The sequence below is a fragment of the Streptomyces sp. NPDC104367 genome, from assembly GCF_055583825.1.
In genome coordinates, this window is sequence record NZ_JBVJND010000010.1 from 16,377 (window position 1) to 40,635 (window position 24,259).

Annotated in this window: 20 protein-coding genes; 13 read left to right on the forward strand and 7 right to left on the reverse strand. The window is 73.1% G+C overall.

All coding sequences use genetic code 11. The features are described 5' to 3' along the window. Window positions 1–80 precede the first annotated feature (80 nt). Window positions 81–2,744 (reverse strand): DEAD/DEAH box helicase, encoded by a 2,664-nt coding sequence (locus ACZ619_RS16815; RefSeq protein ID WP_469599270.1) that lies wholly within the window; start codon window positions 2,742–2,744, stop codon window positions 81–83. 509 nt (window positions 2,745–3,253) lie between these two features. On the opposite strand from ACZ619_RS16815, the gene ACZ619_RS16820 reads away from it, so the two are divergent. Further along, on the forward strand, window positions 3,254–4,000 hold the full coding sequence (locus tag ACZ619_RS16820) for a ferritin-like fold-containing protein (RefSeq protein ID WP_469599272.1): 747 nt from the start codon (window positions 3,254–3,256) through the stop codon (window positions 3,998–4,000). A gap of 128 nt (window positions 4,001–4,128) precedes the next feature. Here the strand turns inward: ACZ619_RS16820 and ACZ619_RS16825 are convergent, their stop codons facing one another. The 4 genes from ACZ619_RS16825 to ACZ619_RS16840 form a co-directional block, all read right to left on the reverse strand. Next, a complete protein-coding gene (locus tag ACZ619_RS16825) occupies window positions 4,129–4,401 on the reverse strand; it encodes a hypothetical protein (RefSeq protein WP_469599274.1) in 273 nt (90 codons plus the stop codon). Window positions 4,402–4,576: 175 nt separating this feature from the next. Continuing rightward, complete coding sequence (locus ACZ619_RS16830; protein ID WP_469599276.1) at window positions 4,577–4,804, reverse strand: DUF3107 domain-containing protein; 228 nt, start codon at window positions 4,802–4,804, stop codon at window positions 4,577–4,579. Between the two features lie 162 nt (window positions 4,805–4,966). Then, complete coding sequence (locus ACZ619_RS16835; protein ID WP_469599278.1) at window positions 4,967–5,611, reverse strand: TetR/AcrR family transcriptional regulator; 645 nt, start codon at window positions 5,609–5,611, stop codon at window positions 4,967–4,969. Between the two features lie 168 nt (window positions 5,612–5,779). Beyond that, on the reverse strand, window positions 5,780–6,010 hold the full coding sequence (locus ACZ619_RS16840; protein ID WP_469599279.1) for a hypothetical protein: 231 nt from the start codon (window positions 6,008–6,010) through the stop codon (window positions 5,780–5,782). Window positions 6,011–6,249: 239 nt separating this feature from the next. On the opposite strand from ACZ619_RS16840, the gene ACZ619_RS16845 reads away from it, so the two are divergent. The 12 genes from ACZ619_RS16845 to moeZ all read left to right on the forward strand — a co-directional run bounded on the left by ACZ619_RS16845 (window position 6,250) and on the right by moeZ (window position 20,951). After that, a complete protein-coding gene (locus ACZ619_RS16845; RefSeq protein ID WP_469599281.1) occupies window positions 6,250–7,230 on the forward strand; it encodes an alpha/beta fold hydrolase in 981 nt (326 codons plus the stop codon). 7 nt (window positions 7,231–7,237) lie between these two features. Then, entirely contained in the window at window positions 7,238–8,812 is a 1,575-nt protein-coding gene (locus tag ACZ619_RS16850) for a DUF3152 domain-containing protein (RefSeq protein ID WP_469599283.1), read from the forward strand. Between the two features lie 56 nt (window positions 8,813–8,868). Then, window positions 8,869–8,961 carry an Ms4533A family Cys-rich leader peptide gene (locus ACZ619_RS16855; RefSeq protein ID WP_469599285.1) on the forward strand — a complete coding sequence of 31 codons (93 nt, stop codon included), beginning with the start codon at window positions 8,869–8,871 and terminating at the stop codon, window positions 8,959–8,961. Between the two features lie 177 nt (window positions 8,962–9,138). Continuing rightward, complete coding sequence (locus ACZ619_RS16860) at window positions 9,139–10,857, forward strand: ABC transporter substrate-binding protein (RefSeq protein ID WP_469599287.1); 1,719 nt, start codon at window positions 9,139–9,141, stop codon at window positions 10,855–10,857. 4 nt (window positions 10,858–10,861) lie between these two features. Then, complete coding sequence (locus ACZ619_RS16865; protein WP_469599288.1) at window positions 10,862–11,950, forward strand: ABC transporter permease; 1,089 nt, start codon at window positions 10,862–10,864, stop codon at window positions 11,948–11,950. Next, window positions 11,947–12,945 carry an ABC transporter permease gene (locus ACZ619_RS16870; protein WP_469599290.1) on the forward strand — a complete coding sequence of 333 codons (999 nt, stop codon included), beginning with the start codon at window positions 11,947–11,949 and terminating at the stop codon, window positions 12,943–12,945. The genes ACZ619_RS16865 and ACZ619_RS16870 overlap by 4 nt, the downstream gene beginning before the upstream one ends. Beyond that, window positions 12,942–14,552: a dipeptide ABC transporter ATP-binding protein gene (locus tag ACZ619_RS16875; protein WP_469599292.1), complete on the forward strand. Its 1,611-nt coding sequence runs from the start codon at window positions 12,942–12,944 to the stop codon at window positions 14,550–14,552. Before ACZ619_RS16870 ends, ACZ619_RS16875 begins: the two co-directional genes overlap by 4 nt. 227 nt (window positions 14,553–14,779) lie before the next feature. Further along, window positions 14,780–16,519, forward strand: a complete 1,740-nt coding sequence (locus tag ACZ619_RS16880; RefSeq protein ID WP_469599294.1) for a DUF3492 domain-containing protein — start codon at window positions 14,780–14,782, stop codon at window positions 16,517–16,519. Next, window positions 16,516–17,832, forward strand: a complete 1,317-nt coding sequence (locus tag ACZ619_RS16885; RefSeq protein ID WP_469599296.1) for a hypothetical protein — start codon at window positions 16,516–16,518, stop codon at window positions 17,830–17,832. Before ACZ619_RS16880 ends, ACZ619_RS16885 begins: the two co-directional genes overlap by 4 nt. A 180-nt stretch (window positions 17,833–18,012) precedes the next feature. After that, window positions 18,013–18,972, forward strand: a complete 960-nt coding sequence (locus ACZ619_RS16890; RefSeq protein WP_469599298.1) for an NAD-dependent epimerase/dehydratase family protein — start codon at window positions 18,013–18,015, stop codon at window positions 18,970–18,972. Then, a complete protein-coding gene (locus ACZ619_RS16895; RefSeq protein WP_469599299.1) occupies window positions 18,960–19,709 on the forward strand; it encodes a spherulation-specific family 4 protein in 750 nt (249 codons plus the stop codon). Before ACZ619_RS16890 ends, ACZ619_RS16895 begins: the two co-directional genes overlap by 13 nt. A 63-nt stretch (window positions 19,710–19,772) precedes the next feature. Next, window positions 19,773–20,951, forward strand: coding sequence for an adenylyltransferase/sulfurtransferase MoeZ (gene moeZ, locus ACZ619_RS16900; protein WP_469599301.1), 1,179 nt, complete (start codon window positions 19,773–19,775; stop codon window positions 20,949–20,951). Window positions 20,952–21,014: 63 nt separating this feature from the next. On the opposite strand, the gene ACZ619_RS16905 is transcribed toward moeZ, so the two are convergent. Together ACZ619_RS16905 and ACZ619_RS16910 are read right to left on the reverse strand one after the other, a co-directional pair. Next, window positions 21,015–22,571 (reverse strand): alpha/beta fold hydrolase, encoded by a 1,557-nt coding sequence (locus ACZ619_RS16905; RefSeq protein WP_469599303.1) that lies wholly within the window; start codon window positions 22,569–22,571, stop codon window positions 21,015–21,017. Between the two features lie 129 nt (window positions 22,572–22,700). Beyond that, window positions 22,701–24,242, reverse strand: a complete 1,542-nt coding sequence (locus ACZ619_RS16910; protein ID WP_469599305.1) for an alpha/beta hydrolase — start codon at window positions 24,240–24,242, stop codon at window positions 22,701–22,703. Between the last annotated feature and the right edge of the window lie 17 nt (window positions 24,243–24,259).

Consider the following 24,259-nt stretch of genomic DNA (forward strand, 5'->3'; position numbering starts at 1 on the left):
GGGCGGGGTGGGGGAGGGTGCCGCGGCACGAACGCCGACGGCCCGGCCCACACGAGGTGGGCCGGGCCGTCGGGACGTGCTCAGGACTCGGGGGTGGCGGCTGCCGTCTTCCGGGTCCGGCGGGCCTTGGGCTTCGCCTCCGCGTCCGCCGCCGTCTCGACGGACTCGGCCGTCTTGCGGGTGGCACGACGCCTCGGCTTGACCTCGGGCTCCTCGGTGGCCTGTGCCGGGATCTCCGCGGTGGCGGCGGCTGCCGTCTTCCGGGTCCGGCGCGGCTTGGCCTCGGTGCCTTCCACCGCGTCCACGGCGGCCTCGGCGGCGACCGCGGTCTTGCGGGTGCGGCGCGGCTTGGGCGTGGCTTCGGCCTCGACGCTCTCGGCGGTCTCCGGGGCGGCAGCCGCGGTCTTCCGGGTGCGGCGCGGCTTGGCTTCGACGGCTTCGGCGGTGTCCACGGCTGCCTCGGCGGCAGCCGCGGTCTTGCGGGTCCGGCGCGGCTTCGCCTCCGGGGCCTCGGCCACGGCCTCGGCGGTCTCCGGGGCGGCAGCCGCGGTCTTCCGGGTGCGGCGCGGCTTGGCCTCGACGGCTTCGGCGGTGTCGGCCGCGGCCTCGGCGGCGGCTGCCGTCTTGCGGGTCCGGCGCGGCTTCGCCTCCGGGGCCTCGGCCACGGCCTCGGCGGTCTCCGGGGCGGCAGCCGCGGTCTTCCGGGTGCGGCGCGGCTTGGCCTCGACGGCTTCGGCGGTGTCGACCGCCGCCTCGGCGGCGGCTGCCGTCTTGCGGGTCCGGCGAGGCTTGGCCTCCGGGGCCTCGGCCGTCGCCGGCTCCGGCGTGGCCGCCACCGGCTCGGCAGCTTCCACGGCCTTGCGGGTGCGACGGCGGGTCGGCGTCACCGGGGCCTCGACGGCCTCCGCGGGCGCCTCGACGACCTCGGCCACAGGCTCGGCGGCCTTGCGGGTCCGGCGACGCGGCGTCGCCTCGACCGCCTCGGCGGTGTCGGCCGCGGTCTTGCGGGTCCGGCGCGGCTTCGGCTCGGCGACGACGGCCTCGACCGCCTCCACCACGGCCTCGACCGTCTCGACGACGGCCTCGGCGGCCTTGCGGGTGCGGCGGCGGGCGGGGGCCGGGGTCTCCTGGACCTCGGGCGCCTCGGTCACCGGCGCGGCCTCCGCCACCGGCGTGGTCTCCGCGGACCTGCGGGTGCGGCGGCGACGGGGCCTCTCCGTCTCGACCGGCTCCACCACGGCCTCGACCGTCTCGACGACGGCCTCCGGCGTCACGGTCACCGGGGCGGCCGCCGCCACCTGCTCCTGCGCCCCACCGGCGCGGGTACGGCGACGGCGGCGCGGGGTCCGGGTGCCCGCGGGCTCCGAAGCCGAGACGGCCTCGGCAGCCTCGGCGGCCGGCGCCGGGGACGCCGTACCGGACGTCTGCTCCAGGGCCGAACCGCCGCGCGTGCGACGGCGGCGGCGCGGGGTGCGGGCCGGACGCTCGCGCTCCTGGGAACGGGACTCGTCACGGCCGCCCCGGCCGCCACGGCCACGGGCACCGCGGCCACCGGTCTCGCCCAGGTCCTCCAGCTCCTCCGCTTCGAGCCCGGCGCGGGTGCGCTCCGAGCGCGGCAGGACACCCTTGGTGCCCGCGGGGATCTTGAGGTCCTCGAAGAAGTGCGGGGAGGTCGAGTACGTCTCCACCGGGTCCGGGAACTTCAGGTCCAGCGCCTTGTTGATCAGCTGCCAGCGCGGGATGTCGTCCCAGTCGACGAACGTGATCGCCGTACCCGAGGCGCCCGCGCGGCCGGTGCGGCCGACCCGGTGCAGGTACGTCTTCTCGTCCTCGGGGGACTGGTAGTTGATGACGTGGGTGACGCCCTCGACGTCGATGCCGCGCGCGGCGACGTCGGTGCAGACGAGGACGTCCACCTTGCCGTTGCGGAACGCGCGCAGCGCCTGCTCGCGGGCGCCCTGGCCCAGGTCGCCGTGGACGGCGCCGGAGGCGAAGCCGCGGCGTTCGAGCTGCTCGGCGATGTCGGCGGCGGTGCGCTTGGTGCGGCAGAAGATCATCGCGAGCCCGCGGCCCTCGGCCTGCAGTATGCGCGCGATCATCTCCGGCTTGTCCATGGAGTGCGCGCGGTAGACGAACTGCGCGATGTTCGCGACGGTCGCGCCCTCGTCGTCCGGCGCGGTGGCGCGGATGTGGGTGGGCTGGCTCATGTACCGGCGCGCGAGGCCGATGACCGCGCCCGGCATGGTCGCCGAGAACAGCATGGTCTGGCGCTTGGCCGGAAGCATGCCGATGATCTTCTCGACGTCGGGCAGGAAGCCCAGGTCGAGCATCTCGTCGGCCTCGTCCAGGACGAGCGACTTGATGTGCTTGAGGTTGAGCTTCTTCTGGCCCGCGAGGTCGAGCAGGCGGCCCGGGGTGCCGACGACCACGTCGACGCCCCTCTTCAGGGCCTCGACCTGCGGCTCGTAGGCGCGGCCGCCGTAGATGGCGAGAACGCGTACGTTACGGACCTTGCCGGCCGTCAGCAGGTCGTTGGTGACCTGGGTGCAGAGCTCGCGCGTGGGGACGACGACGAGCGCCTGCGGTGCTTCGGTGAGGGCCTCGGGGGCGGCGCGGCCGGCCTCCACGTCGGCGGGGACGGTCACGCGCTCCAGGAGGGGCAGACCGAAGCCGAGGGTCTTGCCGGTGCCGGTCTTGGCCTGGCCGATGACGTCGGTGCCGGACAGGGCGACCGGGAGCGTCATCTCCTGGATGGGGAAGGGGTTGATGATGCCGACGGCCTCCAGGGCCTCGGCGGTCTCGGGGAGGATTCCGAGTTCACGAAACGTCGTAGTCAGGGTGCTGCCTCTTCTGTGTGGCGCGGCACGAGGCGAGCGCGGGGGTCTTGGACAGACCGTGCCGGGGACGTCGGCTGCCTTACGGGCGGGCCGTGGGGGGCACGCCGTAGTGCACGGGACCTCTGCCGACGCTCTAGCGCTCATACCGCTGAGGGTGTGTCCCTCCGGTCGTCGTACGCACAGTGCCGTACGGACCGGGAGGGCTGTCGGGTCGGAGCCGATCGGGCCACCGACCGGGCATCCTCATACGTGCGGCCTGTCGAGGCACGACGAAATACGTCGGCGTACCAGCAGGCGCATTACCACCATACCCCGGAATCGTGCACATGTGATGGCCGATTTGGCCACGTCGTGGTAATCACAGTGGATGACCTGGGGCTTCCCCGGGACTTCCCACCGGCGACGAGCGGGCTATTGTGCGCTTCATGACGAGCTCTGACAAGCCTGAGACCGCCTCCGCCGAACCGACTGGTGTCGCCGCCCAGGACTGGGCGCAGGCGTCCGTCGACCCGCAGTACCGTGCCGCGGTCGTGGACCTGCTCGGCGCGCTCGCGTACGGCGAGCTCGCGGCCTTCGAGCGCCTCGCGGAGGACGCCAAGCTGGCGCCGTCGCTGGCGGACAAGGCCGAGCTGGCGAAGATGGCGTCGGCCGAGTTCCACCACTTCGAGCGGCTGCGGGACCGGCTGGCGGGGATCGCCGAGGACGCGACGCAGGCGATGGAGCCGTTCGTCGCGGCCCTCGACGGCTTCCACCGGCAGACGGCGCCGTCGGACTGGCTGGAGGGCCTGGTCAAGGCGTACGTCGGCGACTCGATCGCCAGTGACTTCTACCGGGAGGTCGCGGCGCGGCTCGACTCCGACACGCGCGAGCTGGTGCTGGCGGTGCTCGACGACACGGGGCACGCCGAGTTCGCGGTGGAGAAGGTGCGCGCGGCCATCGACGCGGACCCGCGGGTGGGCGGCCGACTGGCCCTGTGGGCACGGCGGTTGATGGGGGAGGCGCTGTCGCAGTCGCAGCGGGTGGTCGCCGACCGGGACGCGCTGTCGACGATGCTGGTGGGCGGTGTGGCCGACGGGTTCGACCTCGCCGAGGTGGGGCGGATGTTCTCGCGGATCACCGAGGCCCACACCAAGCGGATGGCCGCGCTCGGGCTCGCGGCGTAGCGCTCCACGGGGCGCGGCTCCCCGCGCCCCCTTCCGGGGCGCTCGGGTTCGGCCCGCCCGGATTCCGGGGCGCCAGGGTTCGGCCCGCCCGGATTTCCAGGACGCCCGGCTTCGAGGCGCCGTGAGAGCTACGCCGGGATCGATCGTCGGCGCAGGCGGCGGCCGGTCGGGCGGAGGAGCAGGGACAGGGACGCCACCGAGACGACCGCCGCGCCCACGAGGCTCACGAAGGCCGGGCCGGGGCCCAGCGCGCTGTGGGTGACGAAGTCGCCGAAGAGGGCTCCCGCGATCCCCGTGCAGAACACCAGGGTGCGGGCCGGCAGACGGTGGGACAGACGGCTGGCCGCGGCCCACGACAGGGCCAGGCCGAGCAGGGCGGATCCAAGGACTTCCAGGAGCATCACGAGGTGGTCCCTCCCACGGCCGGCCGGTGCTTTCACCGTCGTAGCGCGTCATACCCGTGACCTGCGGAACACAATCCTCCCCTGTGGGCGACTTGTGCGCCCGATGTGGAGGACGGACACGCGAGGGGGCCCGGCGGACGTCCGTCCGCCGGGCCCCCTCGCTCAGCTGTGGTCAGACCGCGCTGAAGCCGACCTTGCGCACCGTCGGCTCACCGAGCTCGATGTACGCCAGGCGGTCCGTCGGGACGAGGACCTTGCGCCCGCGCTCGTCCTCCAGGGACAGCACCTGCGACTTGCCCGACAGCGCGTCGGCGACGAGGCGCTCGACCTCCTCGGCGTTCAGACCGCTCTCCAGAACGATCTCGCGGGGCGCGTGCTGCACGCCGATCTTGACCTCCACGGCTATGTCCCTCCGACGGTCAGTGAAGTGCGCGACCTTCCGCGCCGTACGCTGCACACATTAGCCCGGTGAGGGGACGTACACGCTGCGGGCGTGCACGCCAGGAGCGAACACCGGACGGGAATGCGACGGGAACGCGCACGGCGGCGCCGTGCGCGGACGTCAGTGGTGACCGTCGATCCCGTGCAGCGGGAAGCCCGCGATGCCCCGCCAGGCCAGCGAGGCCAGCAGCTGTACCGCCTGGTCGCGCGGGACGCTGCGGTCGCTGTGCAGCCAGGAGCGCGCCACGACCTGGGCGAGGCCGCCGAGGCCGGAGGCCAGCAGCATCGACTCGGCACGCGACAGGCCCGTGTCCTCGGCGATGACCTCGCAGATCGCCTCGGCGCACTCGGTGGTGACCTTGTCTACGCGCTCGCGGACCGCGGGCTCGTTGGTCAGGTCGGACTCGAAGACCAGGCGGAACGCGCCACCGTCGTCCTCCACGTACGCGAAGTAGGCGTCCATGGTCGCCCGGACGCGCTGCTTGTTGTCGGTCGTCGAGGCGAGCGCGCCGCGCACGGCCTGGATCAGGGCGTCGCAGTGCTGGTCCAGCAGGGCCAGGTAGAGGTCGAGCTTGCCGGGGAAGTGCTGGTAGAGCACCGGCTTGCTGACCCCGGCCCGTTCCGCGATGTCGTCCATCGCGGCCGCGTGGTACCCCTGTGCGACGAAAACCTCCTGGGCCGCGCCCAGCAACTGGTTCCGTCGGGCACGGCGCGGCAGGCGAGTGCCCCGCGGGCGTGCCGCCTCTGTCTGCTCGATGGCTGTCACGCCGCCTCCCTATGTCGTCCACATGCGGATCGCGCCGCGCGGCCATCGTACTTTTCGGTAACCGTGCTGTGCGCGGTGCGAGCGCAGAATTTCACGTACCGGACGGCGGCGAAAGCCGCACCGGGAAATGCGGACGGGCCAGGTGCGCCCGCCGGAGGCCGGTCCTGGTCAGCGGTAGTCGTCCTCGTCGAGGGAGACGACGCGTGCCTGTTCGATCAGATCGGCCTCGTTCGCGCGGTCCCGGTCCGCGTCGGTGAGCGGGGCGTCGCGGGACGGCGCGATGTCGGTGTGCTGCTCGGCTGCGTCGCCCTCCGGGTCCTCGACACCGATCTCCGGGGCGTCCTCCGCCTCCAGCTCCAGGTCGTCGAGCACGTCCGGGTCGGTGGGGTCGTGGGCCATGGCGGGCTCCCTTCCTTCGTATGTCCCTGACGGCCGCAGGGGGTCACAATCGGGTGCCCTGCCTACGAGCGTAGGAGACACCGGAAGCGGGCGCTATGCCGTCGTCCTGTCGTCCGCGGCCGTTTCGCGGCCGTTCCGCTTCCGCGCGGCACGCGCGCGTGCCGTCCCGCGGCTCGCCCGGGCAAGTCTGTGACGGCGAACACATGAATCACTGTGTGATCGTCTCGTAACATTGGCCCATGTCTTCGACCGAGCTGCCCGCCGTGCCGCCCACCAGCGTGCTCCCGAAGGCGGTGGCCGTCAGGGTCGCGGAGGGCGAGCGGCTCAGGTCGGTGGGGCTGCCGGGCGTCACGTTGTCGGTCCGTTCGCGCCCTCCCGCGCGGCAGGGACTGCCGCCCGCGCTGTTCGTGCACGGGCTCGGCGGCTCCTCGCAGAACTGGTCGCAGCTGATGGAGCGGCTCGAAGGCGACGTGGACTGCGAGGCGGTCGACCTGCCCGGCTTCGGCGACTCGCCGCCGCCGGACGACGGCGACTACTCCGTCACCGGGCACGCGCGCGCGGTCATCCGCTACCTCGATTCGGCCGGGCGCGGTCCGGTCCACCTCTTCGGCAACTCGCTCGGCGGCGCGGTCTCCACCCGGGTCGCGGCGGTCCGCCCCGACCTCGTGCGCAGCCTCACGCTCATCTCGCCGGCCCTGCCCGAGCTGCGCGTCCAGCGCACGGCCGTGCCGACGGTCGTCCTCGGCCTGCCCGGCGTCGCCGGCCTCCTCACCCGCACGACCGGGAAGTGGACCGCCGAGCAGCGCGTACGGGGCGTGCTCGCGCTCTGCTACGGCGACCCCGGCCGGGTGACGCCCGAGGCCTTCGGGCACGCGGTGGAGGAACTGGAACGGCGGCTGCGGCTGCCGTACTTCTGGGACGCGATGGCGCGGTCCGCGCGCGGGATCGTCAACGCGTACACGCTGGGCGGCCAGCACGGGCTCTGGCGCCAGGCCGAGCGCGTCCTCGCCCCGACCCTGCTCATCTACGGCGGCCGTGACCAACTGGTCGGCTACCGCATGGCCCAGAAGGCCGCGCGCAGCTTCCGCTGGTCCCGGCTGCTGTCCCTGCCGGACGCCGGGCACGTGGCGATGATGGAGTACCCGGAGACGGTGGCCGGCGCGTTCCGTGAACTCCTTGCGGACGCCGCCGGTCCGGCCGAGCCGGGCGCGGGGAGCTGAGGGGCGAGTGGGACGCCACAGCCGCCGCGGCAAGGCACCCAAGGGTGATGCCGCGGACATATCAGGCATAGGTGCCGGCGGGACGGACGGCCGCGGGGGCGAGGAGCTCCCGAGGCGCGGGGAGCGTGGTCCTGCGGGGCCCGCGATACCGCGACAGGCCGATGGAACGCCCGCCAGGGGAGTCCCACGCGTGCCGGACGGCCGGCCCGCCGCCGGTACTCCCGCTCGCGGTGTGCCGCGCTTCGCGGACGGGACCCCGGCACACGGCGTTCCCCGGTTCCCGGACGGCACTCCCGCGCACGGCGTTCCCCGGTTCCCCGACGGAACACCCGCCCACGGCGTGCCGCGCCTCGCGGACGGCACTCCCGCGCACGGCGTTCCCCGGTTCCCGGACGGGACCCCGGCGCACGGTGTGCCCGGTTTCCCCGGCGGGACTCCCGCGCACGGGGTTCCCCGGGTTCGGGGCGGACATCCGCAGCAGCGTGAGGGCGGCGGTGGCTGGGGTGAGCCGGGGGCGCGGGCGGATGCCGCCGAGGCCGGCGTGTCGATCCCGCGGCAGCGGCAGGGCGGACCCGGCGGGCCTCGGCAGGACTACGTCGACGCCTTCGAGGAGGACGTCGACGTCTTCGCGCCCCGCCCCGGCATCGGCCCCCAGCGCGGGGAAACGTATCCGCCCGGCTCCGACCCGCAGACGTCGCGGCTCCGGTCGGACGCGGGCGACGGCGCGGACGACGACGGCACGCCGCTCACCGGTGACGCGGCGCAGCCCAAGGGCGGCAAGGGCCGGACCTTCACCGGGGTCGCGGCCGCCGCCGTCACCACCGTGCTCGCGGTGATCGTCGCCGGCCAGGTCGCCGACGGCGGTGACAGTGCCCTGCGGTCGCAGTCGGCCGCCGGCGACACCCGGGCCACCGAGAGCACGGCCTCGCGCGGGGACGGCCGTACGACGCCGTCCGCCTCGGCCTCGCCGAAGGTGGCGACGCTCTCGTACGGGCAGGCGATGGGCAGGAAGTACGCGCTCAGCGCGACGCTGGCCGGATCCGGGAAGTTCGACGCCGTGCCCGGGGCCGCCAAGGCGCCCGGCAAGGGGCGCAAGTACACCTACCGCGTCGACGTGGAGCAGGGGCTCGGGCTGGACGGGAAACTGTTCGCCGAGGCCGTGCAGAAGACGCTCAACGACGACCGCAGCTGGGCCCACGACGGCGCCCGTACCTTCGAGCGCGTCTCCTCCGGCAAGGCCGACTTCGTCATCACGCTCGCCAGCCCCGGGACCACCGCCAAGTGGTGCGCCAAGTCCGGCCTCGACACGACCGTGGACAACGTGTCCTGCGACTCCGCCGCCACCGAACGCGTGATGATCAACGCGTACCGGTGGGCGCAGGGCAGCAAGACGTACGGCGACGAGATCCACGCCTACCGCCAGATGCTGATCAACCACGAGGTCGGCCACCGGCTCGGCTACGGCCATGTGACCTGCGACAAGGACGGCGAACTGGCGCCGGTCATGCAGCAGCAGACCAAGTTCCTGGACCACGACGGAATCCACTGTCTGCCCAACCCCTGGCCGTATCCCAACAGTTGACGGGTGGCTCATATGTCACATTGACATGAGCAGAAAGTTCGTTCATATTTCTGGGCATGTCGTCCCCCCACGCCTCCGCACGCGCCGCCATCGAGCTGGCGCTCATCGGCGTGACCGCGCTCTGCGTGGCCGACATTCTCTGTAGCTGACGCTCGCCCCCTGGCGTTCGCGTCGCGATCTCCCGCTGTCGCCGTGACCTGCTCACGGCCGTTGTCACGGCTCTTTCGACGACCTGGCGCCGGGGCGGACGTCTGTCTGCTTTCGTCTCACTCCTCGTCAATTCGTCTCAAAACCCGAGACATGCCTTCCGAGAGGTCGTTACCCCGATGCGTCAACCGTCCGTGAACAGCGCCCGCACGGCGTACGTTTCGCTTGCCCTGGTCGTGGCAGCGGGCGCCGCCGCCTGCGGGCCGAAGGACAACGATGCCAACGGCTCCGGCGGTGACTCCACGCCCCACAAGGGCGGCACGCTCACGGTCCTGAACTCCAGCCCCCAGACGGACTTCGACCCGGCCCGTCTCTACACCTCGGGCGGCGGCAACGTCCCCTCCCTGGTCTTCCGCACGCTCACCACCCGCAACCGCGCGAACGGCGCGGCCGGTGCCAAGGTCGTCCCCGACCTCGCCACCGACACCGGGCGCCCCAGCGAGAACGCGACCGTGTGGACGTACACCCTGAAGAAGGGCCTCAAGTACGAGGACGGCACCGCGATCACGTCCGCCGACATCAAGTACGGCATCGAGCGCTCCTTCGCCCCCGAACTCTCCGGCGGCGCGCCCTACCTGCGGGACTGGCTGGTCGGCGCGGCCGACTACCAGGGGCCGTACAAGGACACGAAGGGTCTCTCGGCGATCGAGACGCCGGACAGCCGCACGATCGTCTTCCACCTGAACAAGCCCGAGGGCGAGTTCCCGTACCTGGCCACGCAGACGCAGTTCGCGCCCGTCCCCAAGGCCGAGGACACCGGCACCAAGTACGAGTCGCACCCCGTCTCGTCCGGCCCCTACAAGGTCGTGAAGAACGAGAACGACGGTGAGCACCTGGTGCTCGAACGCAACAAGTACTGGTCGTCGGCCGTCGACGACCAGCGCAAGGCCTACCCCGACACCATCGACGTCCGCTCCGGCCTCGACTCGTCCGTGATCAACCAGCGGCTGTCGTCGTCCCAGGGCACGGACGCCGCCGCCGTCACCACGGACACCAACCTCGGCCCGGCCGAACTCGCCAAGGTGACCGGCGACAAGGAGCTGGCCGCGCGGGTCGGCACCGGCCACTTCGGCTACACGAACTACATAGCGTTCAACCCGAAGGTCAAGCCGTTCGACAACGCCAAGGTGCGCGAGGCGATCTCCTACGCCGTCGACCGGTCGTCCGTGATCAACGCGGCCGGCGGCAGCGCGCTCGCCGAGGCCGCGACCACCTTCCTGCCGGACCAGAAGTCCTTCGGCTACACGTCGTACGACCACTTCCCGGCCGGTGACACCGGCAACGCGGCCAAGGCCAGGGAACTGCTGAAGGAAGCCGGTTACCCGAACGGGCTCACGGTCACCCTGACCCACGACAACGCCCAGAACTACAAGACCGGTCCCGACATCGCGACCGCCGTCCAGGACGCGCTCAAGAAGGCCGGCATCACGGTCAAGCTCCAGGGCCTGGAGGACAACGACTACTCCGACACGATCCACAGCGTGAAGACCGAGCCGGGCTTCTTCCTCACCGGCTGGGGCGCCGACTGGCCCTCCGGCGGCCCGTTCCTCGCGCCGATCTTCGACGGCCGGCAGATCGTCAAGGACGGCGCGAACTTCAACACGGGTCTGCTCGACGACGCTTCGGTCAACTCCGAGATCGACGCGATCAACAAGCTGACCGATCTGGACGCGGCCGCCACGCGCTGGGGCGCCCTGGACAAGAAGATCGGCGCGCAGGCCCTGACCGTCCCCCTGTTCCACCCGGTCTACAAGCGGCTCGTCGGCAAGGACATCAGGAACGTCGTGATCAGCGACTGGACCGGCGTCCTGGACATCTCCCAGGTCGCGGTGAAGTAGCGCCGTGAGCGAGGCACTCGTCGCCCCCCAGGCCCCCGAGGCGCCCGCCTCGGGGGCTTCGGGGGCCCGTCAGTTCTGGCGGCGGCTGCGCACGCGGCGCGCCGCCCTCGTCGCGGCGGCCGTCGTCGCGCTGCTCGTCCTGGTCGCCGTCGGCGCGCCCCTGCTCACGGCGATCGAGGGACAGGACCCGACCACCTTCCACCCGTCGCTCATCGACTCCGCGCGCGGGGGCGTGCCCATCGGCTCCTTCGGCGGCGTCTCCGGCAGCCACTGGCTGGGCGTGGAACCGCAGACCGGGCGCGACCTCTTCGCCCGCCTGGTGTACGGCGCCCGGGTCTCCCTCGGGGTCGCGCTGGCCGCGACCGTGATCCAGGTCCTCCTCGGGCTGCTCGTCGGCATCGTGGCGGCGCTCGGCGAGGGGTGGGTGGACCAGGTGGTGAGCCGGTTCACCGACGTCGTCGTCGCGCTGCCCCTGATGGTCATGTCGCTGGCGCTGCTGGCGATCGTGCCGCAGAGCTTTCCGCGGCCCGTCCTGGTCACCCTCGTCATCGGGCTCATCGCCTGGGGCAACATCGCGAAGATCGTGCGCGCCCAGACGCTCACCCTGAAGGGGCTCGACTACGTCGCCGCCGCCCGGCTCAGCGGCTGGGGCGCCTGGCGCATCGCGCGGCGCGAACTGCTGCCCGGGCTCGCCGCGCCGGTCATCACGTACGCCTCGATCCTCGTCCCGGTCAACATCAGCGCCGAGGCGGCCCTGTCGTTCCTCGGCGTCGGGGTGAAGCCGCCGACGCCGTCCTGGGGGCAGATGCTCACCGCCGCCGACGTCTGGTACCAGGCGGCCCCGCAGTACCTGCTGCTCCCGGCCGGCGCGCTGTTCGTCACCGTCCTCGCGATGACCGTCCTCGGCGACGGCGTCCGCACCGCCCTCGACCCGCGCGCCGCCTCCCGGCTGAGCGTGGGCACGGGACGCGGCCGGGAGACCGGGGACGGGTCCGCGGAGGCCGCGGAGACGGTGGGGCCGCTCAAGGCCGCCGAGCCGGCGGGTGCCGGGTCCGCCGAGGGTTCCGGGGCGGCCGGGGAGGTGTCCGCATGAGCGGCTTCGGAGGCTTCCTGGTCCGGCGTGGCACCGGCACCGTGGTGACCCTGCTGGCGATCTCGGTGATCGTCTACGTCGTCTTCTACGCCACCCCCGGCAACGTCGCCCAGATCACCTGCGGCCCGCGCTGCTCCCCGGAGCAGGTGCACCAGGTGGCCCAGCAACTGCGGCTCGACGACCCGCTGTACGTGCGCTACTGGCACTTCCTGGAGGGCCTGGTCGCCGGCCAGGACTACTCGACCGGCACCTCCGTGGAGCACTGCTCCGCGCCCTGCCTCGGGCTCTCCTACCAGACCGACCAGCAGGTCCTGGGCATCATCCTCACCAAGCTCCCGGTCAGCCTCTCGCTGGTGCTCGGCGCGATGGTGCTGTGGCTGGTCCTGGGCGTCGGCACCGGCGTGCTCTCCGCCTGGCGGCGCGGCCGGTTCACCGAACGCGCGCTGACCGCCCTCACCCTGGCCGGCTGGGCCACCCCGGTCTTCGTCATCGGCCTGGTCCTGATGATCGTCGTCTGCGGCGAACTGCAACTGCTGCCCTTCCCGCAGTACGTGAGCTTCACCGACGACCCCGAGCAGTGGGCGTGGAACCTGCTGCTGCCCTGGTTCTCGCTCGCCCTCATCGAGTCCGCCTCGTTCGCGCGGCTGACCCGGTCGTCGATGCTGGAGACCCTCGCCGAGGACCACATCCGCACCTTCCGCGCGTACGGCGTCAGCGAACGGTCGATCGTCGGACGGCACGCCCTGCGCGGGGCGTTCGCACCGGTCATCGCGCTGAACGCCAACAACTTCGGCTCGGCCGTCGGCGGCGCGGTGCTCACCGAGACCCTGTTCGGACTGCCCGGCCTCGGCCAGGAACTCGTCCACGCCGTCAGCGTGGTCGACCTGCCCGTCGTCGTCGGCATGGTCCTGGTCATCGGCTTCTTCGTGGTCCTCGCCAACGCCGTCGCGGACGTGCTGTACGCGGTGGCCGACCGACGGGTGGTACTGACGTGAGTCTCGTCCGAGTCACTGATCTGACGGTCGAGTTCGGCCGTCTGCGGGCCGTGGACGGGCTCTCGTTCACCCTGGAGCGCGGCGCCGCCCTCGCCCTGGTCGGGGAGTCCGGCTCCGGCAAGTCCACGGTCGCCTCCGCCCTGCTGGGCCTGCACCACGGCACGGGCGCACGGGTCACCGGCTCGGTCGACGTCGCCGGCGTCGACGTACAGGCCGCCTCCGACGACGAACTGCGGCGGCTGCGCGGTGCCGGGGCGGCGATGGTCTTCCAGGACCCGCTGTCCTCCCTCGACCCGTACTACGCGATCGGCGACCAGATCGCCGAGGTGCACCGCGTGCACACGCGCGCGTCGCGACGAGCGGCACGCGCGCGTGCGGTGGAGGTGCTGGAGCGGGTGGGCATCCCGGACGCCGCGCGCCGGTCCCGGTCCCGCCCGCACGAGTTCAGCGGCGGCATGCGCCAGCGCGCGCTGATCGCCATGGCCCTCGCCTGCGAACCCGACCTGCTGATCGCCGACGAGCCCACCACCGCCCTCGACGTGACCGTCCAGGCCCAGATCCTCGACCTGCTGCACACCCTGCGCGAGGAGACCGGCATGGGCCTGCTGCTGGTCACGCACGACGTGGGCGTCGCCGCCGAGAGCGTCGACCGGGTCCTCGTCATGCGGCACGGGCGCGTGGTCGAGCAGGGTCCGGTCACCGAGGTGCTCGGGGCGCCCGCGCGGCCGTACACGCGCGAACTGCTCTCCGCCGTCCCGCGCGTGGACGCGGCGCGCGCCGCCACGCGCGCGCCCTCGGCGGAGTCCGGCGCCGCCGAGGTCGTCCTGGAGGCGGTCGGGCTGCGGCGCGAGTTCGGGCGCGGCAAGCGGGCGTTCGCGGCCGTGGACGACGTGTCGCTGACCGTCCGCCGCGGCGAGACCCTCGGCATCGTCGGCGAGAGCGGCAGCGGCAAGACGACCCTCGGCCGGATGCTGGTCGGGCTGCTGGAGCCGACGGCGGGGGAGGTCCGTCACGACGGGCACGCGCGCGCCGGGGTACGGCCCGGCGTCCAGATGGTGTTCCAGGACCCGGTCTCCTCGCTCAACCCGCGGCGCAGCGTCGGCGAGGCGATAGCCGACCCGCTGCGCGCGCGTGGCGAGCGCGACGAGCAGCGCATCAGGGGGCGCGTGAGCGAACTGCTGGAGCGCGTGGGGCTGGAGGGGGCGCACTACGAGCGCTACCCGCACGAGTTCAGCGGCGGCCAGCGCCAGCGCGTGGGCATCGCGCGGGCGCTCGCGGCCGACCCGCGCGTCATCGTCTGCGACGAGCCGGTCTCCGCGCTGGACGTCACCACCCAGGCGCAGGTCGTCGCCCTGCTCGGTGAGCTCCAGCGCGAACTCGGGCTCGCGCTCGTCTTCGTCGCCCACGACCTCGCCGTCGTACGCCAGGTGAGCGACCGGGTCGCGGTGATGCGCCAGGGCCGGATCGTCGAGACCGGGCCTGCCGACGAGGTGTACGACAACCCGCGGGACCCGTACACCCGGCAACTCCTGGCCGCCGTACCCGCCCTCGACCCCGAGGCGGCCGCCCGGCGGCGGGCGGCACGGCGGGAGCTGGCGTCGGCGTGACGTTTCGGCAGCTCGCGCGGGCGTTCTGATGTGACGTTCCGCCGCCGTTCGATCTCTTAGCGCGACCGAACGCGATCCGTACGGGAAAGTTACGACCGTTCACCCCTTTTGGTGGCGCGACGGACAACCGTCCGTCGCGCCACCACCTTGTCCGCATACGTTCGTCCCGCTGCGAGCCGCCGAGCCACGGTGGCTCCCCATGCGGGAGATCGAACGGGGGTGCACACGTGCGCATCGGACTGCTTACGGAGGGTGGCTATCCGTATGTGAACGGTGATGCCAGGCTCTGGTGCGACCGGCTCGTGCGCGGGCTCGAGCAGCACGAGTTCGACATCTACGCGCTCAGCCGTACCCGGCGCCAGGAGGACGAGGGCCGGCTGCCGTTGCCGCGGCACGTCGGCCGGGTGCGGACGGCCCCCCTGTGGACCGCCGAGGAGGACGGGGTCGCGTACGGACGGCGCGCGCGCCGGCGCTTCGCCGAGAGCTACGGGGAGCTCGCGGAGGTGCTCTGCGCCGGTCCGGACGGTCAGGGCGGTCAGGGCGGTCAGGGCGGGAGCGAAGGCTCGGGAACGGCCTCCGGCCTTATGGCGGACCGTTTCGGCACCGCGCTCCACGGGCTCGCCGAACTCGCCCGCGAAGAGGGCGGCCTGGTCGGCGCGCTCCGTTCCGATACCGCCGTGCGCACGCTGGAGCGCGCCTGTCGCGCGCCCGGTGCGCTCGGTGCGGCGCGCGAGGCCCGTGTGCCGGATCTCCTCGCCGTCGCCGCGCACCTCGAACGCGCCCTGCGCCCCCTCTCCCTGGACTGGTACGGCGACGACGCGCTCGGCGCGGCCGATCTCTGCCACGCCGCCGCCGGCGGCCCGGCCGCCCTGACGGGCCTGCTCGCCCGTCACTTCTCCGGCGTGCCGCTGCTGGTCACCGAGTACGGCGTGCAGCTGCGCTCGCACTACCTCGCCTCCGGACCGGACGCGGCGGGACCGGCCGTCCGCGCCCTGCTCGCCGCCTACCACGGCCGGCTCGCCGCCGAGGTCTACGGCCGCGCCGCGATCATCACGCCCGGGAACGCGCACGCCCGCCGCTGGCAGGAGCACTGCGGCGCCGACCGCGCCCGTATCCGCACCGTCCACCCCGGCATGGAGGCGTCCCGCTTCACCGAGGTCGGCGAGGCCCCGGACCGCGCGGACCCGGACACGCTCGTGTGGGTCGGCCGGATCGAGCCGTCCAAGGACCTGGTGTCGCTGCTGCACGCCTTCGCGGAGGTCCGCAGGGACGAGCCCAGGGCGCGGCTGCGGATCCTGGGCGGTCCGGCCGGGCCGGAGGGCGAGGCCTACCTCGGCCACTGCCGGGCGCTCGCCGCGCAGCTCTTCCCCGACGAGGCCGACGGGGCGCACGCCGTCGGCGACAACCCGGTCTCCTTCGAGGAGATCGGCGGCCCGGAGGCGCCGACCGTCGCCGACGCCTACGCGTCCGGCGCGGTCGTCGTCCTCTCCAGCGTCGTCGAGGGGTTCCCCGTCGGCCTCGTCGAGGCGATGTTCTGCGGGCGCGCGACCGTCTCCACGGACGTAGGCGCCGTGGTGGAGGTCATCGGCGGCACCGGGCTCGTCGTACCCCCGCGCAATCCGCGGGCGCTCGGGGAGGCGTGCGTGGCGCTGCTGCGCGACCCCGCGCGCCGTGAGCGCCTCGGAGCCGCCGCGCGCGCCCGGGCGCTCGAACTGTTCACCGTCGAGCAGAACATCGCGGCATTTCACGGCATTTACCTGGAGGTCGTCTCGCACTGCCCGGTGCGCCGGGTCGTCCTCGACGAGACCGGCGAACCCCTGCCGTTCGCCGTCCCGGCCGAGGCCCACGTCCCCGGCCGCTGGACCGGCCCCACGCCACGCGCCGCCCGCGGCGGCCCCGGCTGGGCCCTGGGCGCCCCGGCCCCGGCACGGGCCACACCCGTCGCCGTCACGGAGGGGGCGCGGTGAACGGCGACGAGGGCGGCAGGACGCACGGCGGCGGGCTGGGGGAGCTGGACCGGCCCGCCCGGCCCGGCGGGGCGGACGCCTGGGACGCGCGCTCGGAGGAATGGCTCCTGGGCGCGGAAGAGGACGAGACGCCGGACCGGACGTCCGGCGATGCCCCCACCGGCGGCCGGGCCCCTGCCCGGACCGCCGCCGGTCTCCCCGGGTCCGCCGCCCGCCGCGGTGTCGCCGACCCCGTCAGGGCGCTGATGCACCGGCACCGCGCCCTGTGCGAGCGGGCCGTGGACCCACTGGAGATCGCGGCCGGCCTGGAAGCGCACGGCGTCACCGACCGGACCGCCGCCCGCTTCCGGCACCGTGACGTCTTCTCGCTCGCCGAGGAGCTCTACGCGCGCGTGCCCCGCGACGGCGCCCCGGATCGGCGCCCCGCACCGGCGCCCGCGCCCCGCGCGCACGCCGGCTGGATGCTGCTCGCGCTCCTCCCGGGCGCCTTCGGCGCGGCGGCCGTCACCGGCGTACGGCTCACCGAGGGCCGCCCACGCCTCCTGATCGCGGCCGCCGGAGTCCTCGCCGTCGCCCTGGGCGTCCGCCTGGCCCTGCGCCGCGGCCCTCTCGCCGCACCGGCCCGCACATCCGCCCGGCGGCACGCCACCGGCACTCGCGCCTGGACCTGGTGGCTCCTCGGCTACGCCCTGCTCGGCGACGGCCTCCTGCGCGCCGTGGCCGATGGCGGCCCCGACAGCCTCCCGACCGGCGCCGCGCAGGGCCCCTGGCCGACGACCACGGCCCCCGCGCTCGCCCTCGCCCTCGCCTGTGTCCCGGCCGCCTGGAGCACCCACCTGTTCACCGCCGGCGCCCGCCGCAGGCTCGCGGGCAGCAGGGGCCTGGAGGAGTTCACCGCGGCCGTACGGCCGCTGCTGCTCGGCGTGTTCGCCCTTCACCTGGGCGCCCTCGCCGCACTGCTCGCCCTGTGCGGCGCCGTCCTGGGCGAACCCGCCGGCCACCCGCAGGCGCTCGCCCTCGGTGCCCTCCTTCTCCTTGCCCGCCTCCTCACCGTCCACAGCGTCCCGCGGCCGGCCGCCTCGGCCCTCGCCGCCGCGGCGGCCGCCGAAGCCGCGTCCGTGGCCCTCGTGCTGACCGGCCGGCTGCCTGGCTGCGGCTTCCTGGCGGCCCCGGTCTACGCCCTGATCGACGCCTGGGGCACCGGTAGCGTCCCCGCCCTCGCCTGCGGCGCCGCCGCCCTGGCACTGCTCTTCCGCGCGGTCCGCACCCTCACCCGGGCCTCCGCCCACGGACCGACGGGGGACCCGCAGTGAGTACAACCGCCGACTTCCCCGCAAGCCCCGCCGTGCCGTCCCGGCGGCCGGCCCCCGGCATCTCGCCGGAGCAACCGCACCACCCCTTGAAGGAGACCGCCAGATGACCACCTCCCGACCCGGACCCGGAGCGTCCGGAACCGCCGGAGTCGCCGGAGCGCACACCCCGGGAGCCGAGCGATGAGGGTTCTGCTGATCGGAGCCAACGGATACCTCGGCCGTTTCGTCGCCGACCGGCTGCTCGCCGACCCGGCCGTCCAGCTCACCGCGCTCGGCCGCGGCGACGACGCCGACGTCCGCTTCGACCTCGCCACCGGCAGCCCCGGCGCGCTCACCCGCTTCCTCGACGCGGTCCACCCGGGCGTCATCGTGAACTGCGCGGGCGCCACCCGCGGCGGGGCCCGCGAACTCACCCGGCACAACACCGTCGCCGTCGCCACCGTCTGCGAGGCCCTGCGCCGCAGCGGCTGCGGCGCCCGGCTGGTGCAGGTCGGCTGCAGCTCCGAGTACGGCCCGAGCCAGCCCGGCTCCTCCACGGCCGAGGACGCCGTACCCCGCCCGGGCGGCCCGTACGGCGTCAGCAAGCTCGCCGCCACCGAACTGGTCCTCGGCTCCGGCCTGGACGCGGTCGTCCTGCGCGTCTTCTCGCCCGCCGGACCGGGCACCCCGGCCGGCTCCCCGCTCGGCCGGCTCGCCGAGGCCATGCGCCGCGCCATGCAGTCCGGCGACGGCGAACTCAAACTCGGTGGCCTCGGCGTCCAGCGCGACTTCGTCGACGTCCGCGACGTGGCCCGCGCCGTCCACGCGGCCTCGCTCTCCGCCGCCCAGGGCGTCATCAACATCGGTTCCGGCCGTGCCGTCCGGCTCCGCGACGCCGCCGCCGTCCTCGCCCGGGTCGCCGGATACGGCGGCGCCCTGCACGAACTCGACGGCCCGCCCGGCCCGCTGCGCAGCCCCATCGGCCACCCCCGCCCGGACCCCGAGCACGCACCGCCCGTCGCGTACCCGTACCCGGACGGCTGCGGCAGCTGGCAGCAGGCCGACGTGCGCTGCGCCCGCGACCGGCTCGGCTGGCGGCCCCGCATCAACCTGGAGGAGTCCCTCGCCGACATCTGGATGGAGGCGGCGTGCCGCATCTGACCGGCACCAGGGCGGGCGCCGCGACCACCGGCGTCCGCACCTCCTTCGGCGTCCCGGGCTACGCCCACCCGCTGCTCGCCCCCGCCCAGTGGGCCGAGCTCACCCGCCCCGGCACGCCCCTGCACTGGGTCGTCCTCAACGTGGCGAACGGCCCCGGCAGCCGCCCCGACCCGCACTGCCTGCAAGCGGCCGGCCGGCTCCGCAACGCGGGCGTCCGCGTCCTCGGTCACCTGGACGCCGGCTACGGCGCCCGCCCCCGGGCCGACCTGGCCGGCGACGCCCACCGGTACCACGACTGGTACCGCGTCGACGGCTTCCTGCTGGACCGCTGCCCCAGCGGGCGCACCGCGCTCCCCGAGACCCGCCGCGCCGTCGCCGCGCTCCGCTCCGTCGGTGACGAGCCGCACATCGTCCTCGGCCACGGCACCCACCCTCACCCGGGCTACGCCGAGAACGCCGACCAGCTGGTCACCTTCGCCGGGCCCTGGAGCGACTACCGCTGGTCCCAGGTGGCCGAGTGGACCGCCGACTACCCGCCCGACCGCTTCTGCCACTTCGTGCACGGCGTGCCCCGCGGCCACCTCGACGAGGCGCTGCGCATCGCCCGCTGGCAGGGCGCCGCCACCATCTACTTCACCGACCGCACGGACCGGGGCGGGTGCGTCGACCCCTGGGAGACCATGCCCGGTTACTGGGACGAGATCGTCTCGCGGATCGGAACAGGTGTCTCGGAATGAAGAAGCCCGTGGCAGTGTTACAGGGAGAACAACCGTAGTGATTGACCGATCAACGGAGTCCCCGTGTCGCTGCCACCCCTGGTCGAGCCGGCTTCTGAGCTCACCGTAGACGAGGTCCGCAGGTACTCCCGCCACCTGATCATCCCCGACGTCGGGATGGACGGGCAGAAGCGGCTGAAGAACGCCAAGGTGCTCTGTGTGGGCGCCGGCGGCCTGGGCTCGCCGGCGCTGATGTACCTGGCGGCCGCGGGCGTCGGCACCCTCGGCATCGTGGAGTTCGACGAGGTCGACGAGTCGAACCTGCAGCGCCAGATCATCCACAGCCAGGCCGACATCGGCCGCTCCAAGGCCGAGTCCGCCCGGGACTCCGTCCTCGGTATCAATCCGTACGTCAACGTGATCCTTCACGAAGAGCGGCTCGAGGCCGAGAACGTGATGGACATCTTCAGCCAGTACGACCTGATCGTCGACGGCACGGACAACTTCGCCACCCGCTACCTGGTCAACGACGCCTGCGTGCTGCTGAACAAGCCGTACGTGTGGGGCTCGATCTACCGCTTCGACGGCCAGGCCTCGGTCTTCTGGTCCGAGTACGGTCCCTGCTACCGCTGCCTCTACCCGGAGCCCCCGCCGCCGGGCATGGTCCCCTCCTGCGCCGAGGGCGGCGTGCTGGGCGTGCTGTGCGCGTCCATCGGTTCCATCCAGGTCACGGAGGCCATCAAGGTCCTCACCGGCACCGGTGAGTCCCTCGTCGGCCGCCTGATGATCTACGACGCCCTGGAGATGCAGTACCGCCAGGTCAAGGTCCGCAAGGACCCCGACTGCGCGGTCTGCGGCGAGAACCCGACCGTCACCGAGCTCATCGACTACGAGGCCTTCTGCGGCGTCGTCTCCGAGGAGGCCCAGCAGGCGGCCGCCGGCTCGACGATCACTCCCAAGCAGCTCAAGGAGTGGATCGACGAGGGCGAGAACATCGAGATCATCGACGTCCGCGAGCCGAACGAGTACGAGATCGTCTCCATCCCGGGCGCCAAGCTGATCCCGAAGAACGAGTTCCTGCTCGGCACCGCCCTGGAGGGCCTGCCCCAGGACCGGAAGATCGTCCTGCACTGCAAGACCGGTGTCCGCAGCGCGGAGGTCCTCGCGGTCCTGAAGTCCGCGGGCTTCGCGGACGCCGTGCACGTCGGCGGCGGCGTGATCGGCTGGGTCAACCAGATCGAGCCCGAGAAGCCGGTCTACTGAGCACAGGTTCCGCCGAGGGCGGGGGCTCCGGGCACGACAGGTGCCCGGAGCCCCCGCCCCTCGTCATGAGCAGACCTTGCCGTCCTTCGGGACCGTGCCGTCCAGCAGGTAGGCGTTGACCGTCGAGTCCACGCAGTCGCTGCCGCTGCCGTACGCGCCGTGGCCCTCGCCCTTCCAGGTCAGCTCGACCCCGACCCCCTTGCCCAGTTCGTCGGCCATCCGCCGGGCGCCCTCGTACGGGGTCGCCGGGTCGCCGGTGTTGCCGACCAGCAGGACCGGGGCCGCGCCGGCGGCACTCACCTCCGGTGTCTCGTACTGCCCGGCCACCGGCCAGTCGTGGCACCAGCCGGCCGTGTCCCAGCCCAGGAAGTCCCCGAAGACGGGCGAGATCCTCTCGAACTCCGGCAGCAGCTTCTTCGTCTCCGCGAGCGTCGGCCGCTGCTTGTCGTCCAGGCACGATATGACCCGCTGCGAGTGGGTGGTCGTGCCGTAGTGCCCCGAGGAGTCCCGCTCGTTGTACTGGTCCGCCAGCGACAGCAGCTCGGTGCCGTCGCCCTCCTCGGCCGCCTGGAGCGCGCTGGTCAAAGTGGGCCAGCTGTCCTGGCTGTAGAGCGGCAGGACGATGCCGGTGACCGCGAGCGTCTGGGTGAGTTTCCGCCCGGAGGACGTCGGCAGCGGCTTCGCGTCGAGCCGGTCCAGCAGGTCCGCGATCTTCCGCGTCCCCTGCTCCGGGTCCTGGCCGGTGGACTTCAGGTAGTCGTCCAGGGCCCGCTGGAAGCCCCGCGTCTGGTTCTTCGCGTGCCCGACCGAGTCCGCGCTCGGGTCGACCACCGCGTCCAGGATCAGCCGCCCCACCTTCTTCGGGAACAGGTGGGCGTACACACCGCCCAGTTCGGTGCCGTAGGAGATGCCGAAGTAGTGCATCCTCGCGTCCCCGAGCACCTGGCGCATCAGGTCCATGTCGCGGGCGGTGTCGGTCGTGGAGACATGCGCGATCAGCGGGCCGACGGCCTTCTCGCAGCCCTTGCCGAAGTCGGCGGCGTCCTGGAAGTAGGCCGCCTCCTCCGCCGGGGTGTCCGGGGTGGCGTCGATCGACTCGGCGCCGCGGATGTCCTTGTCGCTGCGGCAGCGGATGCCCTCACTGGCCCCCACCCCGCGCGGATCCCAGCTCACCAGGTCGTAGCGCCCGCGCAGCGCGGAGACGGTGGAGGCGTAGTACGGCATCATCGAGACGCCCGAGCCGCCCGGTCCGCCGAAGTTGAACAGCAGCGAGCCGATCCGCTCGCCCGGCTTCCCGTCGGCCTTCGCCCGGATCAGCGCCAGCCCGATCGTCTTTCCGTCCGGCTTCGCCCAGTCCAGCGGCACCTTGAGCGTCGCGCACTGCCACTGGCCACCGGGCGCGGCGGAGTCGGCAGTGGCCTTACAGCGGCCCCAGCCGAGCTTCTGGGAGGTGAGGGAAGCGGGCAGGGCGGCCGAGCCCGTGGTGCCGGACGTCGCGGCCGACGGCTGTCCGGACGAGGCCTTCCCCTCCTCCGCGCCCCCGTCCGACGACCCGCCACCGCACCCGGCCACGAGCAGCCCCGCGGCGACAACGGCCGCCCACCGTAGACATCGCAACATCCGCGCACACCCCCCACACAGGCTCTCCGCACATTCGCCGCGGAAAGCGGTCTGGTCATAGTAGGCGGATCGAGTGAAGCCCGTCGCGGCCTGTGGATAACCTCTTGACCTGCGGTTTTTGTCGCCGTGTCAGGTGCAGACCGTGCCGGCTCCCGGTACGGTCCCCTCCAGCAGGTAGCCGTTCACGGCCGACTGCACGCACTTGTTCTTGCTGTCGTACGCCCCGTGCCCCTGCCCCTTGTACGTCAGCTCGACCCCGACGCCCGTCCCGAGCGCGTCCACCATCTTCTTCGCGCCCTCGTACGGGGTCGCCGGGTCCCCGGTGTTGCCCACGACGAGGATCGGCGCCGCCCCGGGCGCGCTGACGTCGGGGTGGTCGGCGGCCCCCGGCACCGCCCAGCCGGTGCAGCTGACCATGGACCAGGCCAGGTAGTCGCCGAACAGCGGGGAGGCGGCGCGGAACTCGGGCAGCCGCTGCTCGACGTAGTCGGCGGTGTACCGCGGTTTCTCGTCGGCGCAGTTGATGGCGACGTTGGCCGCCATGATGTTGCTGTACTCGCCGTTCTGGCTCCGGCCGTTCATCGAGTCGGACAGCAGCATCAGGATCTTGCCGTCGCCGTCGTACGCCTCCTCCAGGCCCTCGGTGAGGTACTCCCAGAAGTCCTTGGAGTAGAGGGACTGGGCGATGCCGTTGGTGGCGGCGGTCTGGGTCAGCATGCGGGGGAGGATGCCGGGGATCGGCTTCCTGTCGAGTTCCGCGAGGAGCTTCGCGATGCGGTCCTTCACGTCCTGCGGGGTGTCGCCGATCGGGCACTCCGTCGTCTTCGAGGTGCAGTCCTGGGCGAAGTTGTCGAGCGCCAGCTGGAAGCCCTTGGCCTGCCCGAGCGAACTCTGTTCGGGGTTCTGGGTCGGGTCGACGACCGCGTCGAAGACGGCCCGGCCCACGTTCTTCGGGAACAGGTGGGCGTACACACCGCCGAGTTCGGTGCCGTAGGAGATGCCGAAGTAGTGCAGCTGCCGGTCGCCGAGGACCTGGCGCATCAGGTCCATGTCGCGGGCGGCGTCGGTGGTGCGCACGTGCGGCAGGATCGTCCGGGAGTTCTTCTCGCAGGCCGCGTTGAACTGCTTGGTGCGGTTGATCAGCTGGCTGCGCTCGGCGCTGTCGTCGGGCGTCGCGTCCTGCTGGAAGTAGTCGTCGAGCTGGGCGTCGTTCTCGCACTCGACGGGATCGCTGCGGCCGACCCCGCGCGGGTCGAAGCTGACCAGGTCGTAACGGGTACGCAGGGCCGCGTAGTCCTCGCCGAACGCGGGCAGCGTGGTGACGCCGCTGCCGCCGGGTCCGCCGAAGTTGAAGATCAGGGAGCCGATCCGCCGGTCGGCGGCGCCACTGGCCCTGGCCCGGATCAGCGCGAGGCCGATGGTGGCGCCCTTCGGCTTCGACCAGTCCAGGGGCGCCTTCATGGTGGCGCACTGCCAGTTGGCGCCCCCGGGCAGCGGTGACGGCGAGTCGCCGCCGCCCTCGGCCGCGTCGGGTGCCGGGCAGTCCTTCCAGTCCAGCTTCTGTGCCGTCAGGTCCTCGTCCTCGGATCCGCCGCTGCACCCGGTCAGCAGGGTGGAGAGCGCGAAGGCGGTGGTCAGGGCGGCGACGCGGATCCGGAAGGGGTTCGGCATGATCCCATCCTGAGGTC

Bases quoted from the DNA above. Each gene is read 5' to 3' on its own strand.
- ACZ619_RS16845 (WP_469599281.1), top strand. From the start codon at position 6,250: ATGTCTTCGACCGAGCTGCCCGCCGTGCCGCCCACCAGCGTGCTCCCG.
- ACZ619_RS16860 (WP_469599287.1), top strand. From the start codon at position 9,139: ATGCGTCAACCGTCCGTGAACAGCGCCCGCACGGCGTACGTTTCGCTT.
- ACZ619_RS16890 (WP_469599298.1), top strand. From the start codon at position 18,013: ATGAGGGTTCTGCTGATCGGAGCCAACGGATACCTCGGCCGTTTCGTC.
- ACZ619_RS16870 (WP_469599290.1), top strand. From the start codon at position 11,947: ATGAGCGGCTTCGGAGGCTTCCTGGTCCGGCGTGGCACCGGCACCGTG.
- ACZ619_RS16840 (WP_469599279.1), bottom strand. From the start codon at position 6,010: ATGGCCCACGACCCCACCGACCCGGACGTGCTCGACGACCTGGAGCTG.
- ACZ619_RS16905 (WP_469599303.1), bottom strand. From the start codon at position 22,571: ATGTTGCGATGTCTACGGTGGGCGGCCGTTGTCGCCGCGGGGCTGCTC.
- ACZ619_RS16910 (WP_469599305.1), bottom strand. From the start codon at position 24,242: ATGCCGAACCCCTTCCGGATCCGCGTCGCCGCCCTGACCACCGCCTTC.
- ACZ619_RS16855 (WP_469599285.1), top strand. From the start codon at position 8,869: ATGTCGTCCCCCCACGCCTCCGCACGCGCCGCCATCGAGCTGGCGCTC.
- ACZ619_RS16825 (WP_469599274.1), bottom strand. From the start codon at position 4,401: ATGCTCCTGGAAGTCCTTGGATCCGCCCTGCTCGGCCTGGCCCTGTCG.
- ACZ619_RS16815 (WP_469599270.1), bottom strand. From the start codon at position 2,744: ATGACGCTCCCGGTCGCCCTGTCCGGCACCGACGTCATCGGCCAGGCC.